Annotated in this window: 18 protein-coding genes; 3 read left to right on the plus strand and 15 right to left on the minus strand. The window is 62.0% G+C overall.

Annotated elements, in window-relative coordinates; translation table 11 throughout:
• Positions 1–147: 147 nt before the first annotated feature.
• The 9 genes from VJR68_RS04125 to VJR68_RS04165 all read right to left on the minus strand — a co-directional run bounded on the left by VJR68_RS04125 (position 148) and on the right by VJR68_RS04165 (position 7,734).
• A complete protein-coding gene (locus VJR68_RS04125) occupies positions 148–546 on the minus strand; it encodes an MbcA/ParS/Xre antitoxin family protein (protein WP_324146283.1) in 399 nt (132 codons plus the stop codon).
• Between the two features lie 172 nt (positions 547–718).
• Positions 719–2,440, minus strand: coding sequence for a DUF885 domain-containing protein (locus tag VJR68_RS04130; protein ID WP_324146301.1), 1,722 nt, complete (start codon positions 2,438–2,440; stop codon positions 719–721).
• Between the two features lie 47 nt (positions 2,441–2,487).
• Positions 2,488–4,134, minus strand: a complete 1,647-nt coding sequence (locus VJR68_RS04135; protein WP_324146284.1) for a SulP family inorganic anion transporter — start codon at positions 4,132–4,134, stop codon at positions 2,488–2,490.
• Entirely contained in the window at positions 4,131–4,745 is a 615-nt protein-coding gene (locus VJR68_RS04140) for a ParB-like protein (protein ID WP_324146285.1), read from the minus strand. Before VJR68_RS04140 ends, VJR68_RS04135 begins: the two co-directional genes overlap by 4 nt.
• A gap of 110 nt (positions 4,746–4,855) precedes the next feature.
• On the minus strand, positions 4,856–5,560 hold the full coding sequence (locus VJR68_RS04145) for a YafY family protein (RefSeq protein WP_324146286.1): 705 nt from the start codon (positions 5,558–5,560) through the stop codon (positions 4,856–4,858).
• 204 nt (positions 5,561–5,764) lie between these two features.
• Positions 5,765–6,391: a glutathione S-transferase gene (locus tag VJR68_RS04150; RefSeq protein ID WP_324146287.1), complete on the minus strand. Its 627-nt coding sequence runs from the start codon at positions 6,389–6,391 to the stop codon at positions 5,765–5,767.
• A 23-nt stretch (positions 6,392–6,414) separates the two neighbouring features.
• Positions 6,415–6,819 (minus strand): GFA family protein, encoded by a 405-nt coding sequence (locus VJR68_RS04155; protein ID WP_324146288.1) that lies wholly within the window; start codon positions 6,817–6,819, stop codon positions 6,415–6,417.
• A 21-nt stretch (positions 6,820–6,840) separates the two neighbouring features.
• Positions 6,841–7,104: a hypothetical protein gene (locus VJR68_RS04160; protein WP_324146289.1), complete on the minus strand. Its 264-nt coding sequence runs from the start codon at positions 7,102–7,104 to the stop codon at positions 6,841–6,843.
• 9 nt (positions 7,105–7,113) lie between these two features.
• Positions 7,114–7,734 carry a DJ-1/PfpI family protein gene (locus tag VJR68_RS04165; RefSeq protein ID WP_324146290.1) on the minus strand — a complete coding sequence of 207 codons (621 nt, stop codon included), beginning with the start codon at positions 7,732–7,734 and terminating at the stop codon, positions 7,114–7,116.
• Positions 7,735–7,961: 227 nt separating this feature from the next.
• Here VJR68_RS04165 and VJR68_RS04170 point away from each other — a divergent pair, with 227 nt between their 5' ends.
• The gene (locus VJR68_RS04170; RefSeq protein ID WP_324146291.1) at positions 7,962–8,978 is read left to right on the plus strand and encodes a class 1 fructose-bisphosphatase; all 1,017 of its coding nucleotides are present in this window, start codon (positions 7,962–7,964) and stop codon (positions 8,976–8,978) included.
• A 70-nt stretch (positions 8,979–9,048) separates the two neighbouring features.
• Here the strand turns inward: VJR68_RS04170 and VJR68_RS04175 are convergent, their stop codons facing one another.
• The 3 genes from VJR68_RS04175 to VJR68_RS04185 all read right to left on the minus strand — a co-directional run bounded on the left by VJR68_RS04175 (position 9,049) and on the right by VJR68_RS04185 (position 12,744).
• A complete protein-coding gene (locus VJR68_RS04175; RefSeq protein WP_324146292.1) occupies positions 9,049–9,603 on the minus strand; it encodes a DUF4234 domain-containing protein in 555 nt (184 codons plus the stop codon).
• A gap of 53 nt (positions 9,604–9,656) precedes the next feature.
• Positions 9,657–10,535 carry a 2OG-Fe(II) oxygenase gene (locus tag VJR68_RS04180; RefSeq protein WP_324146293.1) on the minus strand — a complete coding sequence of 293 codons (879 nt, stop codon included), beginning with the start codon at positions 10,533–10,535 and terminating at the stop codon, positions 9,657–9,659.
• Between the two features lie 151 nt (positions 10,536–10,686).
• Positions 10,687–12,744 carry a M3 family metallopeptidase gene (locus VJR68_RS04185; protein WP_324146294.1) on the minus strand — a complete coding sequence of 686 codons (2,058 nt, stop codon included), beginning with the start codon at positions 12,742–12,744 and terminating at the stop codon, positions 10,687–10,689.
• Positions 12,745–12,847: 103 nt separating this feature from the next.
• Between VJR68_RS04185 and VJR68_RS04190 the strand changes: the two genes are divergently transcribed.
• The gene (locus VJR68_RS04190) at positions 12,848–14,614 is read left to right on the plus strand and encodes a patatin-like phospholipase family protein (protein ID WP_324146295.1); all 1,767 of its coding nucleotides are present in this window, start codon (positions 12,848–12,850) and stop codon (positions 14,612–14,614) included.
• Positions 14,615–14,623: 9 nt separating this feature from the next.
• Positions 14,624–15,160, plus strand: coding sequence for a gamma carbonic anhydrase family protein (locus tag VJR68_RS04195; RefSeq protein WP_324146296.1), 537 nt, complete (start codon positions 14,624–14,626; stop codon positions 15,158–15,160).
• A gap of 74 nt (positions 15,161–15,234) precedes the next feature.
• Here the strand turns inward: VJR68_RS04195 and VJR68_RS04200 are convergent, their stop codons facing one another.
• From VJR68_RS04200 to VJR68_RS04210, 3 genes are all read right to left on the minus strand, one after another.
• On the minus strand, positions 15,235–15,753 hold the full coding sequence (locus VJR68_RS04200) for a hypothetical protein (RefSeq protein WP_324146297.1): 519 nt from the start codon (positions 15,751–15,753) through the stop codon (positions 15,235–15,237).
• Between the two features lie 144 nt (positions 15,754–15,897).
• On the minus strand, positions 15,898–16,182 hold the full coding sequence (locus VJR68_RS04205) for a hypothetical protein (protein ID WP_324146298.1): 285 nt from the start codon (positions 16,180–16,182) through the stop codon (positions 15,898–15,900).
• 104 nt (positions 16,183–16,286) lie between these two features.
• A complete protein-coding gene (locus VJR68_RS04210) occupies positions 16,287–18,059 on the minus strand; it encodes a peptide-N4-asparagine amidase (RefSeq protein ID WP_324146299.1) in 1,773 nt (590 codons plus the stop codon).
• Between the last annotated feature and the right edge of the window lie 89 nt (positions 18,060–18,148).

The following is an 18,148-nucleotide window of genomic DNA, read 5'->3' on the forward strand; positions in this document are numbered from 1 at the left end:
CGTGGTCCGCGGCACATCACCGCAGCATCGGTATTCGTCCCTGTTCGACGTTGAGGGGAATGGTGCCGAAACGGCTTCTCGCCAACTGCGACCGATACCACCAAGCCGCTGGCAAAACGTCGCTCGCGCAGTAGTTTTGCTGGCGGCTTACCAGCCGCGTTGCGCGTCCAGGTATTGCCGAACGACGTACAGATCAGCCACGTTGCCCGACAACATGCGATCCAACGCCGATTGCCCCCCGAACAGCGGCGAGCGGTTGGGTTTATGCAGCCAGGCGTCGGCTTGTTCGTGATTGGGAAACAGGATCTGCAGCGCCTTGTAGATGCCGAGCAAATAACTGATGCGCTCCAGCGTATCGCGTCCCAGCGTGCCGTCCTGGTGACGCTTCCACTTGTAGAACGTGGACTCGGGTGGTTCGCCCAGCAGCCTGCGCTGTTCGGTAATGCGCAGGTTCCAGCGCTCGGCCATGTTGAAGAAGGCGCGCAGGGCGGGGCCGCTCATTTCTTCGGCCGGGGCGAGCCGATGATGGAGGGCATGGGCTGTCATGGCTGACTCTCCCGATAAAGTTTAAATGCATACTACTTCATCTGTGAAGTTTGTGCCAAGCCTTGACCATCGGGGCAGTGCAGGTTGGGTTAGCGCTGCGTAACCCAACGATACCGCTGGAAAATGTTGGGTTACGCTGCGCTAACCCACCTACGGCGGCTTGGCCGCGCGCTCAATGCTTGGCGCAATCGCAGCCGTAGTCCGGCTCCGGGCCGCCCTCGGCAATAAAGCGGTCGATGCGCTGCTCCAGCACCGGCAACGGTACCGAGCCGATGGACAGCACCGTGTCATGGAACGCACGCAGATCGAACTTCGGCCCCAGCGCCTTCTCGGCTTTGGCCCGCAAATCAAGCATCTTCAAGTAACCCAGCTCGTACGACAGCGCCTGCCCGGGCCAGCTGATGTAGCGGTCGACCTCATTGGCGATTTCGCGGTCGGACAGCGCGGTGTTCTCGGTCATGTAGTCGATCGCCTGCTGGCGCGTCCAGCCGAGGTGGTGGATGCCGGTGTCGACCACCAGGCGGCAGGCGCGCCACATCTGGTAGGTGAGATAGCCGAAGCGCTGGTAGGGCGTCTTGTAGATGCCCATCTCGTTGCCAAGGTATTCCGCGTACAACGCCCAGCCCTCGCCGTAGGCGGAGATGTAGCTGTTGCGGCGGAATGCGGGCTGGTCGTGCTGTTCTTCCGCCAACTCCAATTGCAGCGCATGGCCGGGATACGACTCGTGCAAGGTCAGCGCCGGCATGTTGTAGAGCGGGCGCGAGGGCAGGTCGTAGGTGTTGACCAGATAGACGTCCGGGCCGCCGCGGCCGGAGGTGTAATACGGCGCGATCGCATCCGGCACCGGCTCGATGGTGAAGCGCGAACGCGGCAGATGCCCGAAGAACTTGCCAAGCTGGCCATCCACTTCCTTGGTCACCCAGGCGGTCTTGCCCAGCAGTTCCTCCGGCGTCTTGGCGTAGAACTGCGGATCGGTGCGCAGGAAATGCAGAAAGTCGGCGAAGCTGCCCTTGAAGCCGGTGGCGTGCATGGTGTCGAGCATCAGGGCGTGGATTTTGTCCACCTGCGCCAGGCCGATCTGATGGATGGTGTCGGGGTCCAGATCGAGCGTGGTGTATTCGCGGATCTGCTGGCGGTAATAGTCCTTGCCGTCGGGCAGGGCTTCCGCCGCAAGTGTGCTGCGCGCTTGCGGCACGTATTCGGTGCGAAAGAAAGCGAGCAGCTTTTGATAGGCAGGAATAACGGCACGGTTGATCTTCTCGCGAGCGTCCGCCTGGATTGCCGCGGTCGTCACCGCCGGGATGTTCGACGGCATGTGCTGCAGCCGCTCGTAAAAAGACGTTTGCGTGGGGTCTTTCACGTCGGCGACGGCAGCGATGGAAACATCGCGTCCTGCCAGGACCGCCTTCGGCACGCTGAAGCCGCGCTTCAAGCCGGCGCGCATGTTGGCGATTTGCTGGTCGAAATACGCGGGCACCTGTCCCAATCGATCGACGTAGCGGCGATAGTCGGTTTCGTTGTGCAGCGAATCGGCGCCCAGGTCGCCGTCGAGTTCGCTCCAGAACGCCGAGTCGCTGTTGAACGGCATCTGCCATTGCTTGAACTGCTGGTCGGCGATGAAGTTGCGGATCTGCTCGCGGTAGATCGCGTCGTTCACCTGCTGCGCGGGCGAAAGCTCCTTCGGGTTGATCGCATCCAGCTGGCGCATGACTTTCTGCCAGTAATCGAGCCGCTCCTGTTGGCGCTTGGCATCGACCTGGTCGAGGCGGCCGTTGTTCGGCTGCGCTTCGCCGGAAGCGCTCACGCCGGCTTGTCCGGTACGCCAGGCCCATTCCTGCTCGTAGAGATGCTTGAAATGTGCGTCCGCGGTTTGTTGCTGCGCGAAGGCCGGCATGGTCAGCAGCAAGCCTGCAACGAGGCTGCCGATACGAGAGGCGTGTTTCACTGCGTTGGATTTCCTGTGGAAGACATCGCGGCCATGGAAGCCGACACGGCATCTTCCACGCTCCAGCTATCCAATGCCTGTGACGAAAGCTGGGGCAGGGCGGCGCGCAGCAGCAAGGCGCGGGTTTCATCTTTCACGCGCGCCACGCGCAGCGTGACGCCGCGCGCCTGCAGCCAGCCGGAAAAATCGCCGAGCGATTCGAGCGCGGTGCTGTCCAGATCGGGCGAGGCTTCCAGGCTCAGCACTACCTGCTTCACGTTTCCGCGTGCTTCCAGCTGCTTGCGCGCAAGCGCCATCACCGCTTCGGCGTTGGCGAAGAACAGCGGTTCTTCCGGGCGCAAGATCAGCATGCCCGATGGCTGCACCGCGTTCGGGTGCTGCGCGATGTCCACGAAATCATGGCTGCCGGGAAGACGGCCGAGCACACTGACGCGCGCCGAAGCGAGCTGGCGCAGCAGCAAGATCAGGCTGAAGGCGATCGCGAACAACAAGCCGTTGAGAATGCCGAGCGACAGCACCGCGATCACCGCGGCAAGTGCCAGCAGGCGATCGCGCTTCCATTGCAGATACGGGCGGAACACCGACAGGCGCCACGATTTGCTGACCGCGTGAATCACGATCGCGGCCAGCACGGCGAGCGGAATGCGTTCGATCCAGCGCAACAGAAGCAACACCATCAACAGCACGGTGGCCGCGGCAATCAACCCGGCCAGCTTCGATTGCGCGCCCGCCGCTTCATTGGCGGAGGTGCCGGAATAACCGGCGCCGACCGGCATGCCCTGGCACAAGCCGCTCAACACGTTCGCCACGCCCAGCACCAGCAGGTCGCGATTCGGCGCCACCGTGTCGTTGTGCTTCAACGCAAAACCGCGGATCGAGCTGTACGACTCGGCATACAGAATCAGCAACAAAGCCGCCGCCAGTTCCACGCTCGGCAACCATTGGCCACTGGTGGGCCACATCGGCATGCCAATGCTCAGCTTGAGGTCGATCACGCCCGTGAGCGGCACGCCGTGGGCCGCCAACCAGCCGGATGCGGCCACGCCGAATGCAATCACCAGCAGACTGCCCGGAACGCGGCGCAGGCGCTCGCACGCGTACAACAGCAACAAGGCCAGCACGCCCGTGGCCAGCGTTACGGCGTGTACCTGCCCAGAGGTGCGCACCAGATCCACGATCAACAGGGGAACGAAATCGCCGTGCAGACCCGGCCAGTCGCCCAGATGCGGCAATTGCTTGAGCGCGATGACGATCGCCAACCCGAAGGTGTAGCCACGCAACACCGGACGCGCGATGAGATGCGACAGACCACCCAGGCGCGCCACGCCTGCAATCAGAAAACACCCGCCGCCCAACAACACCAGCGTGGCGGCAACGGCCACGCGATTCACGCCGCCGCCGGCCAGCAAAAGCGTGCCGGCTGCCAGCACCGCCGCAGAGGACGAGGTCGACGACACGATCGCGAAACGGCTGGTACCCAGCAATCCATAGCAGACCAAGCCGACCAACAACGCCACCACACCGGCCTGCGGTGGCATGCCCGCGATACCGGAGTAGGCCACCGCCTCGGGCAGCAGCAGACCCGCTATCCCCAAGCCGGCCAGCACGTCGGCGATGGGGGCCGACGAGGTGGCGGTACTCATTGGATTTGTCCGCTCCACCCAGGCAGATACGCCGCTTCGTGCGAATGGGCGAGCAGCAAGGCATCCTGCAACTGCTTGGACGTCACGCGCTCACCCTTGAGTTTCACGTTGCGCCGATAGAACTCCGCCCACAGGAATTCCGAATAGGGCGTGGCGTCCTTGGCGTAACCGCCCGCGACGCGCACGCGCGCGGCCAAGGTGCGATAGGGATCATCCGCCAGATCCGTGAGGTTGCGCGGAATCGCATCGTATTCCTGCCGCTGGCCGTGTTCGTTATACGGATGGGCCCAGCGGTTGAATTCCATGGTGCGCCAGAACACGTCCGCATCCAGCCAGGAAAAGTCGCGCTGGATCATCACCGGCACCTCCTTGACACCTTCCTCGCACAGGGCAAGGCCAAGGTGATGGTGATCGACGATGTAGACCTGATGCTTCGGCCCCAATACCCCAGGAAACCAGTGCGCGGCGAGCAGCTCCTTGCGCTTCTTCTTGCCGAGCTTTTCCCATTGCGCGCGTTTCTCCGCTACTTCCGCCTTGCCCACGGTCATCTGGGTAGGGCGCAGTTTGGCCGGCGCAATCGACAACAACGGATGACGCACGCCTGACGACATGGGGTGACTCCTGCGGTGGCCCTGGTGGGCGCAGGGTAGCGTAGGTTGGGGTGCAAACCCCAACTTCCCCACGTGGATATATATCTCGATGTTGGGGTTCGCACCCCAACCTACTCCAGCCCCGAGTAATACCCGCGCATCGCCTGCATGTAGGAGCCCAGATCACGATCCGGTGCGGTCTGGAACACCTCGCCGGTCTTGTCCATGCGATCGATGCGATCCGGCCGGAAGTTGCGAAAGTCCTTGCGCAGCCGGCACCAGGTACCGAGGGTCCATTTGCCGCCCCAGAACGCCAGGCATAGCGGTTCCACCTCGCGTTCGCTGGCGCGGCCCGCCTCGTCTTTGTAGAGCAGGCGCAACACGTGTTGCGCTTCGATCGCGGCGTGCAATTGATCGATGCGTGCGGCAAAGGCGGTGGAGTGTTCGTCGCGCCAGATCGGCGCATAGATGCGCGTGCGCGAGGACCGTTCGCGGAGTTCCGGCGGCAGCACCGCTTCGATCTTCATCAGCGCGGCTTGCGCCCCGGCGGCCAGCTTTTCGCCTGCGAACGCGCGGACGAAGCGCGTGCCGACCACCAGCGATTCGAGTTCTTCGGCGGTAAACATCAGCGGAGGGATGTCCGAGCCCTTGCGCAGCATGTAGCCGACGCCGGCTTCGCCTTCGATCGGTACGCCCGAGAGCTGCAGGTCTGCCACGTCGCGATAGACCGTGCGCAGCGATACCCCCAGCATTTCCGCGAGCTGGCGTGCCTGCAGCGCGGTACGACGACCACGCAGGGCATTGATGATGAGGAAGAGGCGATCAGCACGACGCATCCGTGCATGATCGCCCAGGTTGACCTTACGGACCAGCGTCCGAAGTCATGCAGGGTCGTCGCAGTGCGTGAGACGTCGGCATGCGCTGCACCCCTCGGACGAAGAATGGCTGTGAAAGTGCGCGTTCCCTCCCGGCCGTCATTCCCGCGAGAGTGGAAATGACGGCCGCTTGGATAACCCAGCCTCGCGCACTTCGCGTGCATCTCACGCCGCCTGCTGAGCCAGAAACTCAGCATCCTTGGCTGCCGCGCGCTGCATCGCCGGGCGCGTGATCACGCGATCGATGTAGGCGCGAATCTGCGGTGTTTCCGGCACCAGCTTGAACAGGGTGGTCCAATGCAACGCACCGCCCCAGAGCACGTCCACCGCGGTGAACCGCTCGCCGAGCATGTACGGCCCCTTGGCCAACTGCAATTGCAAAGTATTGACGACGTCGTCCCAGGTGCCATAGGGCGACGTGGAAGGCGGCGCGGGTTCGCGATTGAGCGAGCGATCGACCAGCGCCGGCTCGAAGCACGAGCCGTAGAACACCAGCCAGCGCAGGTAAGCACCACGCAGCGGATCGTCGATCGCCGGAGCCAATCCTGCCTCCGCATACAAATCGGCCAGATACAGGAATACCGCGGGCTGCTCGGTGATCAGTACATCGCCATGCCGGATCGCCGGCACTTTGCCCATCGGGTTGATCGCCCGATAGTCCGGCTGGCGCGACTCGCCAGCCTTCAAGTTGACCAGGTGCAGTTCGTAATCGGCATTCAATTCTTCAAGCAATGAAAACGTGCCGCCCGAACGGCTATTGGGTGCGTGATAGAAAACGATCTTGCGGTTCATGTCGTCACCTTTGAACGGAAGGTTTATAGATGCCGCGTTTCAGCCGGCGCGTTTTGCCAATTGTTGTTGCGTCCATCGGAAAAATGCATCGGGGCCTCAATCAACTCCGCGGGTTCCACGTCATCCAGGCAGAACACGTTGACGAAGTAAAACTCGCCGCCCAGCACGTCGAGATTGCCTTTGCCGTAGGGCCTGACGCCGCAGTGCTTGCAGAACAGGTGATGCATGCTGTGGCTGCCGAACTGGTAGTCGGAAAGCTCTCTTTCGCCGCTGATGAGCCGGAACGCATCCGGCTTCACGATGACGCCCCACTGCCGTGCCTTGCTGCAGATGGAGCAGTTGCAACGTCCCGTGCCTTGCGCAAGATCGATCTCCGCTTCGAGCTTGACTGCGCCGCAATGACAACTGCCGTGATAGGTCTTTTGCATGATCAATCCTCGAGTGATGAGTTATGCGCCGCTCAAGCCGCCCGACGGTTCATCCGTCGAACGCATGCGCAAGCTGGTGGAAGCGGCGGCCGGCAAGACCAGCACGCGTTTGCGTTCCGGCTCGAATGCCGGTGTGAGCTGCACGATGCGATTGCCTTTTTCGGGCTTCTCTTCCTGCTGTTCCTGCGGCACGGGCAGGCGATATTGGCCATCCATCAACAGGCCCCGCAGATACATCGGCCGGTACGCGGCCAACAGACGATCGACGAAGTTCTTGGTAGTCATGTGAGCCCCTTACGCTGCGCGAACGACTTCGATAGGCTGGCCGGCAAACCACGGCGGCGGCACCGCATGCTTGAACAGCCGGTACCAGTGTTCGCGGTCGCTGGCGTTGTACAGATCCAGCGTATGGATGATTTCCCGCGCGAATTCGATGCTGCCCAGATGGCTGGCAGTGATCACGCCACCATCGCTGACGGCGAGCACGTTGGCATCGTATTGATCGTGGCCGGTGTACCCGGGGGCTTCACGGCTTATCTGTGCCGGCCAGTTGCCGGTGTGGCGGCAATGGTCGAGCAAACCCGCACGCGCCAACGCCGGTACGCCTTGATCGATGGCCGCCACCGGTGCTCCCGCTTCGTAGACGCGTCGCGCCACAGCTGCCGTCTGCTCAAGCTGAGAAGGCAACCACAGATGCCCGCCCGGCAGAATCAGTAAAGCGACGGCATCCAGATCAAGCTCATCCACGCTGACATCGGGCAATACCTGCAACCCGCTCATCGATGTGACCGGCTCCCGCGTGAAGCCGGCGCTGCGTACTTCCCACTCCCCCGGGCGGCGGATTTCGGCCAGGGCCAAGGCCACCTGCCAATCCGCAAACCCTTCGAATACCAGCACATAAATCGTGTCGCGCATGATCGTCCCTCCTTTTCGATAATGAAAGCTTGCGCCCCGGCTACTGCCAGCGTGTTGTCAGCAGCCCACCACGCCGTTCCCGCGCAAGCGGGAATCTCGATCTGCACCACATCGAAAGGACGCCACCCTTGCAGGGGATGCCAACGGTGGCGAGAGATTCAGGCGGTTGACTGGCTTCCGTAAGCCCTAGCCGGGACAATGGCGGCCCCTTTGCCAGCAGGTTCGCCATGAAGCCCATCTCGCTGATCCAATTCCTGATCGAAGAACGCCGCGCCGGCCATATCAACGCCGAACTTACCTTGCTGATCGAAGTGGTGGCGCGTGCGTGCAAGCGCATCGCGGTGGCCACCAACAAGGGCGCCATCGGCGGGGTGCTGGGCGAGGCGGGCACTGGCAACATCCAGGGCGAAGCACAGAAGAAACTGGACGTCATCTCCAACGAGATCCTGCTGGAAGCCAACGCCTGGGGCGGCCAGCTTGCCGCGTGCGCATCCGAAGAGATGGAAGATCCGCAACCGATTCCCGACATGTATCCGAAGGGCAATCACCTGTTGCTGTTCGATCCGCTGGATGGCAGTTCCAACATCGACGTGAACATTTCCGTCGGCACCATCTTCTCCGTGCTGCGCTGCCCGGATGGTGTGAGCAACCCAAAGGCTGAGCACTTCCTGCAACCCGGTACCACGCAACTCGCTGCGGGCTATGTCGTGTATGGCCCCGCTACCGTGCTGGTGCTGACGTTCGGCCACGGCACGCACGAGTTCACGCTGGATCGCGAAGTGGGCAGCTTCACCCTCAGCCGCCGCGATATTCGCATCCCTGAGGAAACTGCCGAATTCGCCATCAACATGTCGAACCAGCGTCACTGGGAACCGCCGATGCAGCGCTATATCGGCGAATTGCTTGCCGGCAAGGACGGCCCGCGCGGCAAGGATTTCAACATGCGCTGGGTCGCCTCGATGGTGGCCGACGTGCATCGCATCATCACCCGCGGCGGCGTGTTCTTCTATCCGCTGGATGCCAAGATCAAGAGCAAAGGCGGCAAATTGCGCTTGATGTACGAGGCCAATCCGATGGCTTTCATCATCGAACAGGCGGGCGGCGCGGCCACCACCGGACGCGAGCCGATTCTTGGCCTGCAGCCGACCGGTTTGCACCAGCGCGTGCCGGTGTTTCTCGGTTCGAAGAAGGAAGTGGAAGTTGCGACGCACTACCACCTTGAGGCGGACGGCGCGAATTCATGATCCCGTGGTCATAGGTTGGGTGAGCGCGGCGCAACCCAACCTACGCAACTGCTGGCGTCTGTTTAATGGATCAACCCGGGTTGTCAGGCAGGAATAGACCCACTAGGGCTAGGGCGAGCAGAAGACCACCCAGCACCATAGCAATCCAATTTACGCCAGTAATTTTCGAATTGGGATCGTGCTCGGGCGCTTCGATTCGGTTGATGTCGTTGATGACCTTCTGCACGGGAATCAAAAAAGCTACCGAGGCCATGCTGATCAATCCAAAGGGACCCGGCAATTTGTACGCGAGCGTTAAGAGAATCCATCCAGCTGCCAGCCAACCGGCAGGCATTTCTCCCTTGCCATGTTCTTTTTGCCATTCTCGTATCTCGTCAAAAAGGGAATAGCAAAAGAAGACACCAAAAACAGCACGCCAGAAAGGAGAAATATTCTCCTTTTCGCGAAGCTTGATGCTTTGCCAGTTCTTGTAGAACCAATACAGCTCGTATAACCCGCACGTGAAGATCGACATCAACACAAGTTTCAGTGGCGAGACAGCAAAAAATGGAGCTTGCGCACTGGGTTTGTTCTCGACCGGTAAAACCAGCGCTGCGGTCGGAGGCGAATACGGATTGTCCTGCATATGGAAATAGCTTCCTGTTTAAGTGTCCAATGAATCACCCACTACATATACGTTCACGTAGCACTTTCGCCGTACTTGCGTTGCCGCATCCACTTCGTCACGATCCACTTCTCGCCACGTGTCACCGGCGATCCGCCATGCAGCGTCAAGCGATCCAACTGGTTCTGGCTGTTGGTGTATTCGAAATAGACGGCTGAACCTTTTTTCGGCACGACTTCCATGCCGATTTCGGGAAAGATGGTGGTGCCGCCCTCTTCCACTTCGTTCAAATACATCACCATGGTGGAGACACGCTGCCCGCCGATGGTCATCTGTACCTGGCTGCCGGGATCTTCCGGCGGGAAGTAATCGAAGTGCGGCTTGTATTCGCCGCCGATGCCGTAGTGCAGGATCTGCAGGCCCTCGCCGTTTTCGACCGGCCAATTCATCACCTCGGAAATGCGCCGATCAAGGCGTGCGATAAAGGGATCGGCGTTGAGGGTGAAGAAGGTGCCTTCGCTGCTGCGATCGGCGATGACTTCGTGCTTGCCGGTAAGCGGATCGACCGTGGTGGAGCGGCGCATCTTATCGGAGGAACGGCGGATCAGTTCATCGCACTCTTCCTCGCTCAATACGCCATCGAGCACGGCGATCATCGGGCGATTCACGCGCGTAACCACACGGACGTCGCGATCGGACGTGCGAATCAGATTGCCGGCGTGCAGCCGTGGCCTTTCATACACATAGCCGGCGGGAGACTGGGCTTGCGGTTGTGGTTTGCTTGCGGCAACAAAGGGGCCGCTCATGACGCCGTTGACCGCTGCGCGCGCGAACACCGGATCGAAATGATTGCGCACCATGTCGTCGATCAGCGATTGCGGGGCACAGCCGCGGGAGAGGTTTTCCTGGATCCAGTTATGCCATTCGGGCGGCAGGTGCGTCATCGCGTTCATCGCAGAGTCCTTAGGTCTACAGCGCAGTCGATTGGGTAGCAGCTTTCACCGCCGATGGTCGCAGGGCGGGGTGGAGGCGATTGTGAACCTGTTGGCCTGATAAGTGCGAGAGGAGAAGCCCCTCCCCCGAAGGGAGAGGGGAGCAAGTCGATCATGCCAAGCCGTGGCTACGCAGCAGCGCCTCGGGTTCGGGCTTGCGTCCGCGGAACGCGATAAAGCTTTCGATAGCCGGCCGGCTTGCGCCCACCGCCAGGATTTCGCGGCGGAAGCGCTCGCCGGTAGCCGGATCGATCACGCTCTGCCCGTCGCGCGCATGCTCCTCGAAGGCGCCGAACGCATCCGCACTCAGCAACTCCGCCCATAGGTAGCTGTAGTAACCCGCCGCGTAGCCGCCGGCAAAGATGTGGGTAAAGGCATGCGGAAAACGCTGCCAGGCCGGCGGATGCAGCACGGCTACTTCGTGGCGTGCCTGCTCCAGCACCTGGAGCGTGCGCGCGCCCTTGCCGGGCTCGTATTGCAGATGCAGCAGGAAATCGAACAACGCGAACTCGAGCTGGCGCACCAGGAACAGGCCGGCATGGAAGTGCCGCGCCGCCAGCATGCGTTCAAACAGTTCGTCCGGCAGGCGCTCGCCGGTTTCCCAGTGCTTGGCGAACATGTCCAGCGCTTCGCGATGCCAGCCGAAGTTCTCCATGAATTGGCTGGGCAGTTCCACCGCATCCCATTCCACCCCGTCGATGCCGCCGACAGAAGGCAGCGTCACCTCGGTCAGCAAATGATGGAAGCCGTGGCCGAATTCGTGGAACAACGTAAGCACGTCGTCGTGCGTGAGCAGTGCAGGGCGGCCTTCGGTCGGCGGCGCGAAATTGCAGGTGAGGAAGGCCACCGGCAATTCCAGATGCGTGCCATCGTCGAAGCGCGCGCGGCACACGTCCATCCATGCACCACCGCGCTTGCCGCTGCGTGCGTAGAGATCGATATAGGCGCCGGCAAAGATGTGTCCTTCAGCGTTGACGACGTCGTAGTAGCGCACGTCCGGATGCCATACGTCGATGCCGTCGCGCGGTTTCAGCGTAATGCCGTAAAGCTTCTGCACCAGGCCGAACAAGCCGTCGATCACCGCCGGCAATGGGAAGTACGGCTTGAGTTGTTCTTCATCCAGCGCGTATTGCTGCTGGCGCAGTTTCTCCGCCGCGTAAGCAACATCCCAGGATTCGAGATTGTCGAGCTTGAGTTCCTCGGCGGCGAAATCGCGCAGCGTGGTGAGTTCTTTCTGCGCCACCGGCTTGGCACGCAAAGCGAGGTCACGCAGGAAAGTCAGCACTTCGTCCGGTGCGCCAGCCATCTTGGTGGCAAGCGATTCTTCTGCCGCGTTGTTGAAGCCGAGCAGCTGAGCTGCTTCATGGCGCAACGCCATGATTTTGTCGATGCGTGCGGTATTGTCGTATTTGCCGGCGTGTGGTCCTTGATCGGAAGCGCGCGTTTGATAGGCCCAATACACGCGTTCGCGCAGGCCGCGGTTGTCGGCATAGGTCATCACCGCTTGCACGCTGGGTTGCTTGAGCGTGACCAGATAGCCTTCCATCCCCTTTTCCTTGGCGTACTGCCGCAGCACGGCCCGGCCGGATTCGGGAATGCCAGCCAGATCGCGTTCGTCGGTGATGTGTTCCTGCCACGCATCGGTGGCATCCAGCACGGCGTTGGAGAATTCGGTGGAGAGCTTGGACAACTCCACGCCGATGTCGCGGAAGCGCGAGCGCGCGGGTTCTTCCAGCGCAACACCGGATAGCTTGAAATCACGCAGAGCATGTTCGACCAGGGCGCGTTGCGCGCGGGAGAGCCTGGCGAAATTCGGTGCATCCGCCACCGCTTGCACAGCCGCGTAGAGATCGCGGTTCTGGCCAACTTCGATCGAGTAGTCGGTGAGCATTTCTTCCGCTGGACCGTAGACCTTGCGCAGCGCTTCGCTATCGGCGACCGAGTGCAGATGCGAAACAGGCGACCAGGCATGCGCGATGCGCTGGTCGAAGCGTTCCTGCGGCAGCATCACGGATTTGAAATCGTGCGTGGCGCCCGGCGCAGTCAGTGCGGCGATGCCGGCGCGGCTGTCGGCCAGCAGGGTTTCGACAGCTGGCAGCACGTGTTCGGGCTGGATCTGGGAGAACGCCGGGAGTGCGCTGTCGGCCAGCAGGGGGTTGTCTTGACTCATGGTTTCGCTCCTTACAGGCCTGGAAGGGTGCTGGCGCGACGGGCCGAAATCAAGCCGGATGCAACGCATACGATGTCATCACGCCCGTCGTACCATCGCGCGCATGCTACCTGCCGACATCCCCGCCCTGATCGGTCGTATCCCGCTGTTTTCGCATCTGACGGATGCGCAGCGGGCGACATTGGCCGGCTATCTGCATTGGATTTGCCTGCCTGGCGGCCAGTATCTGTACCGCGCCGGCGAAGTGGCCGACGCGCTGTATCTGTTGCGTAGCGGCAGCCTGGGTGTGTTCGATGGGGCGACCGATCTGATTCGGCAAGTCGCCGCGGACGATTGTGTCGGCGAGATCAGCCTGCTGGGCGGTGAGGCGCTCCGCTACAACGTGCGTGCCTTGCGCGATTGCGAGCTGCTGCGTCTGGATCAACAGCATTTCGAGCAGCTGATCGAACATCATCCGCGCGCGATGATGGGCATGGCGCGGCAGGCAGTGGATCGGCTGATCCGGCGTGAACGCCACGTGGAGCCGCCCGACAAGCCGCGCACGTTTGCGATCTTGCCGGTGGACGAAACCGTTCCCGTGCGTGGCCTGGCGATGCAGCTGGCGCAAGCGCTGGAGGCCTTCGGTAGCTGCGTGGTGATCGATGCCGAGCACGGCGCCAACCGCGGCAGCGACTGGTTTGCCGAGCGCGAATCGCAGGTGCGTTTCGTGATCTATCTGGACAGTACCGGCGATGCCTCCTGGCGCCTGCGCTGCCTGCGCCAGGCCGACGTGCTGTTGCTGCCTGCGCTGGCGGCGCAACCGGCCAGGCCATGGCCGGAAGCGGCACCCGGGCATCCGGCGCGCGTGCGGCATCGGCCGCGGCATCTGTTGCTGATCCATCCTGCGCACCGCGTACTGCACGGCGCAGCACGACGTTGGCGCGGGCAGTTCAGCGGCGACGTTCGCCATCACCACATCTGCGGCGAAAGCGATATTCCACGCATCGCGCGCCTGATCAGCGGCCACGCACGCGGTTTGGTACTGGCCGGCGGCGGTGCACGCGGCTTGGCGCATCTGGGCGCCTTGCGCGCACTGCAGGAGACTGGACACGACTTCGACGCCATCGGCGGTACCAGCATCGGCGCCATCATCGGTGCAGGCCTCGCCAACATGTGGAGCGTCGAGGAGATGATGCGCGTGTATGTCGAAGCTTTCGTGCGCGGCAAGCCGCTGTCGGATTGGACGCTGCCGCTGGTGGCGCTCACGCGCGGACGGCGCGCGGCTATCATGCTGCGGCGTGCGTTCGGGGCAATCGATATCGAGGATCTGGAGCGGCCATTTTTCTGCGTGACTACCAATCTGTCCGGCCAGGGCAAGGTGGTACATCGCCATGGACCGCTGTGGCTGTGGCTGCGCGCAAGCAGCTCGATCCCCGGCATTTTGCCGCCGGTGCTGCATCACGGGCAGGTGTACGTGGACGGTGCGCTGGTCGATAACCTGCCCACCGATGTCATGGCGGAAGACGGCATTGCTCACATCACCGCGGTAAGCATTCGCGCCGATATCGAACTGCGCGCCAAGACCGAGGAATTCGCCACGCCGCCATGGTGGCGGCTGTGGCTGCGCCAGCGGCGCGGCGTCGGTTGGCCGCGACTGGTGTCCACGCTGACCCGGGCGGCGATGGTCAACAGCGAGGAGACCAGCGAACGCTGCCGTGCACAGGCGGATGTGTTGATCACGCCGCCGCTGGAGCACGTCGGCATGCTCGACTGGCGCGACTGGCAACTGGCGGTGGATTCCGGTTACCGGGAAACGCTGCGCGTGCTGGAAGAAGAAGAGCGCCATCCCTCTCACGCAAGCGATACGGCACAGCTTCCGCTCGAAGGCTAAACTAGGCGAATGAATTCCTTGCGTTCCTTCAAGGGCATCCTGCCCACTCTCGGCGCCCGCGCCTATGTCGATCCAGCCGCCAGCGTTATCGGCGATGTCGTGCTGGGCGATGACGTTTCCATCTGGCCCGGCGCGGTATTGCGCGGCGATGTGAATCACATCCGCGTCGGCGCGCGCAGCAATATCCAGGACGGCACCATCGTGCATGTCACGCACGATGGTCCGTATTCGCCGGGGGGCTTTCCTACCGTGATCGGTGAAGGCGTCACCATCGGCCACGCCGCGGTGATCCATGCCTGCGCCATTGAGGATTACTGCCTGATCGGCATGCACGCCATCGTGCTGGATGGTGCGGTGATCAAGAAACACGGTTTCGTCGGCGCCGGCAGCGTGGTGCCACCGGGCAAGGTGGTGGGCGAGGGCGAGCTTTGGCTGGGCAATCCGGCGAAGTGCGTACGTCTGCTGACGGACAAGCAGATCGAGCAGCTGCACTATTCCGCCGATCACTACGTGCGCTTGAAGGACGTCTATCTCGCCGAAGGTTGATGCCATAGGCAGGGATGAAATCCCAGCGTTCTTTGCTCATTCAATGCTGGGATTGCATCCCTGCCTACGTGCAATTAGTTTCCGTTGGTCTGCTGCGCCTGGATGCGCGCCGCTTCGGCCTCATGCTTGCGCCGCTCGATCACGCGCTGCGCATCGAGCACGCTGCCCAGCAAGGCGAGCTTGTAATTGTGCGGATCGTATTGCCGCAGCAGCGATAGCTCGCGCTGGGCCTCATCCAGGTCGCCGCCGTTGATGGTGCTTTCCACCACATCGCAAGCAGGCTTGAACGCCTCGTGCAAACGCTTCTGCGCGATGGCGTCGTTAGGGTCGAGCTGCAGCACGCTGAAATAGAACTCATAGACGTTGCTGCCGACCGGGGACACCAGGCGTTTTTCGTTGTAGGCCTTGTCGGCCAGATCCAGCATCACACCCACTTCGCTGCCATCATTGGCCGTGTGGCCCGTGGCTTCTTTGCTGCTCATTTGCGTGCGCGCATACCAAAGCCCGCCACCGATCACCAACAGCAGCACCGCGCCAAGCACGACGAATAGCAAACCGCGCCGGTTCGCAGGGAGGGAAACGGTTGAAGACATGCTGACCTGCGCTTTGATCCTGGAAAACTCGCCGCCTAGCAAAAATGGCAGCGCCCTGTCGGGATCACGTTAACGCAGCAACATGTCACTAACGTGACTCAAACTGTCGGATATGACAGCTTGAGTACAGTATGCGAGCGATTCTCAGTGGAAGTCGCCGCCGATGATGTGTCCGTCTTGATCCAGATTCGGGAAGAAGCGCGAGTTGTCGTAGCGGATTTCCATCGTGCTGATGGTGCCGGGCAGCATCAATTGCACGCCTGGATACGTCTTCTTGAATTCGTCCTGCGTCGGGTGCGTACCGATGAAAGTTTCGAACGATGCCATGTCGGTGACACCATGCTTACCGTCCGGACGCGTGCCGCGATGGCAGCCAGCGAGAGCAACGGCCACGCCAAGAACGGAAAGGGCAAGCAGACGAGTACGCATCGGTAAGGGCTCCAGTGAGCGACAAGCTCAAGTCAGATGCCGGCAAACCTAGCATGCCGGCGCCCCCTCAGACCATTGGAGGGGGCGCCATGTTCACTCGTTACTTACCAGGGCAGCAAGCTATCGCCCAGGTAAGGCGAGCCGTCTGGATGCGCGAACCACAGCACCCGGTTTTGTCCGGCGGGGCAACCTTTGCCGGTGCTGTAGGCGGTCACCAGGTTGTTCGCCGAGCTGACGCTGCCGCGATAGCAGCCACCCAGCGAATCGTTGAACGCAAAGTCTTGCGTCGCCTGCTGGCCACTATGGCTGACGATCTGGAAGTTGCTGTTGAGAACCAGCGTGTCCGAACCCGCGATCTGGTTATGCACGTCCGACGAATACAGCGGGAAGCCGCCCAAGCTCAGGCCGGCGTGCTGGTCGTAGCCCTGCTTGATCGAGGTGAGGATCGAATAATCGCCGTTCGACTCGATCGTCTCGTTGGCATCCACGTGCAGCGGATAGCGGAAACGCGCTTCGTATTCGCCGCTCAGGAAATTGCCGATGCGGCTGCGGCTGACACCCTCCACCTTGGTGAGCTGATCGCTGATCTGGTGGAAATCGTTCGCGGTGATGTCGAAGGTTTGTGTGTCGGCGAAGCTCACCGTCTGATCGACCGTGGTCGTCACGCGGCCATGCGAAGTGTTGACGTAGCCCTCGATCACGAAGTGCCGGCTGAGATCGGTAGTGATGGCGCCGGTGACATTACCCGACGAATCCTGTTGCAGCGTGCTGCCGATGGTCGGTGTGGGCGGCTGGTTGGCCAGCGTGTTGCGCACCACGGCGCCGCTGACCTGCTTCGCACCCTTGTCCTGGTACACCAGCAAGCTCGCCGTGGCGGAGAAGTAGCTGTTCGCCCCCTGCACGTTGACGGCCACCGTATGCGGCGAGCCATTGCTGAGAATGCCGGCGAACGGCGTGAGATCCACGCGATACGGCATGAAGTTCAGCGTCTGCACACCGGGCGTCGGCTTCCAGATGAAGAGATCGATGCCGCCGGTATAGATCCACGGGTACACCGGCGCCACGCCTGCGGACTGGCCATCGATGCTCACTTCGGCTTCGCGGAAATTGCCGCCGCCGCATTCTTCCGCTTCCGCGGCGTACTGATCCGGCACGCAGGTGTACCAGAATTCGTCATTGCTCTGGCTCTGCGTGAACACGTCCAGGTAAGCGCGTTCCACGTTGCTCGGCAATGTCAGCGTCGCCGCCATCTGGCTGCTGGAGTTGTTCAAGGTCACGGTGCTGCCGACCGGATCGCTACCCAGCGGGTACACCGCATCCGGCACGCGCGGTGCAGGCGCCACCACCGACGCCGGATAGAACAACAGCCGCGCACTGCCATGCAGCGAGCTCGTGTACTGGCTGTTGACGATGTTGCCGATGAACACCTGCCCGTTGCCGGCATTGCGGAACAGCGCGGTGTAGTCCGTGAGATCACGCTCCACGTGCCAAGTGCGTTCGTCGGTGGAGCCAGGTTCCTGCGTAGTGCCGAAATAGAGATTGACGCCACTCAGGAAAATGGTGGCCGTGCGGTCGAACTGCACGCCGGGGTCGATCGAGAAATCACCCTCCAGCACCACTTTCGACCAGCGCGTGCCGCAGCCGGCAGGCGGCGTGTAGCTGAAAGGCCGCGGGCTGTAGTCATTGAACGTGTCATTGCTGAAAAGCTGCACCACGCACGGCTGTCCCGGCGGACGCGGCACAGTCGGATCGGCGACGGTGACGTTGCCCGAACCGACAGGACTGCTGTTACCCGGCGCCGCCTGCGCGACACCACCCAACACCAAGGAAAGCCCGGCGACGGCCAGGCAACGACCCAAACACCCCTTCGGCAACATGGTGCAACTCTCCCCACAAGTGATGCCCCCCGTCCGCCGAAATTAGCACGCCGTTTGTTTTGGAAGTGCCAAATTTGGTGGCTGTCAGA

Origin of the sequence: Dyella sp. (assembly GCF_035277725.1) — a bacterium.
Lineage (GTDB): Bacteria > Pseudomonadota > Gammaproteobacteria > Xanthomonadales > Rhodanobacteraceae > Dyella_B.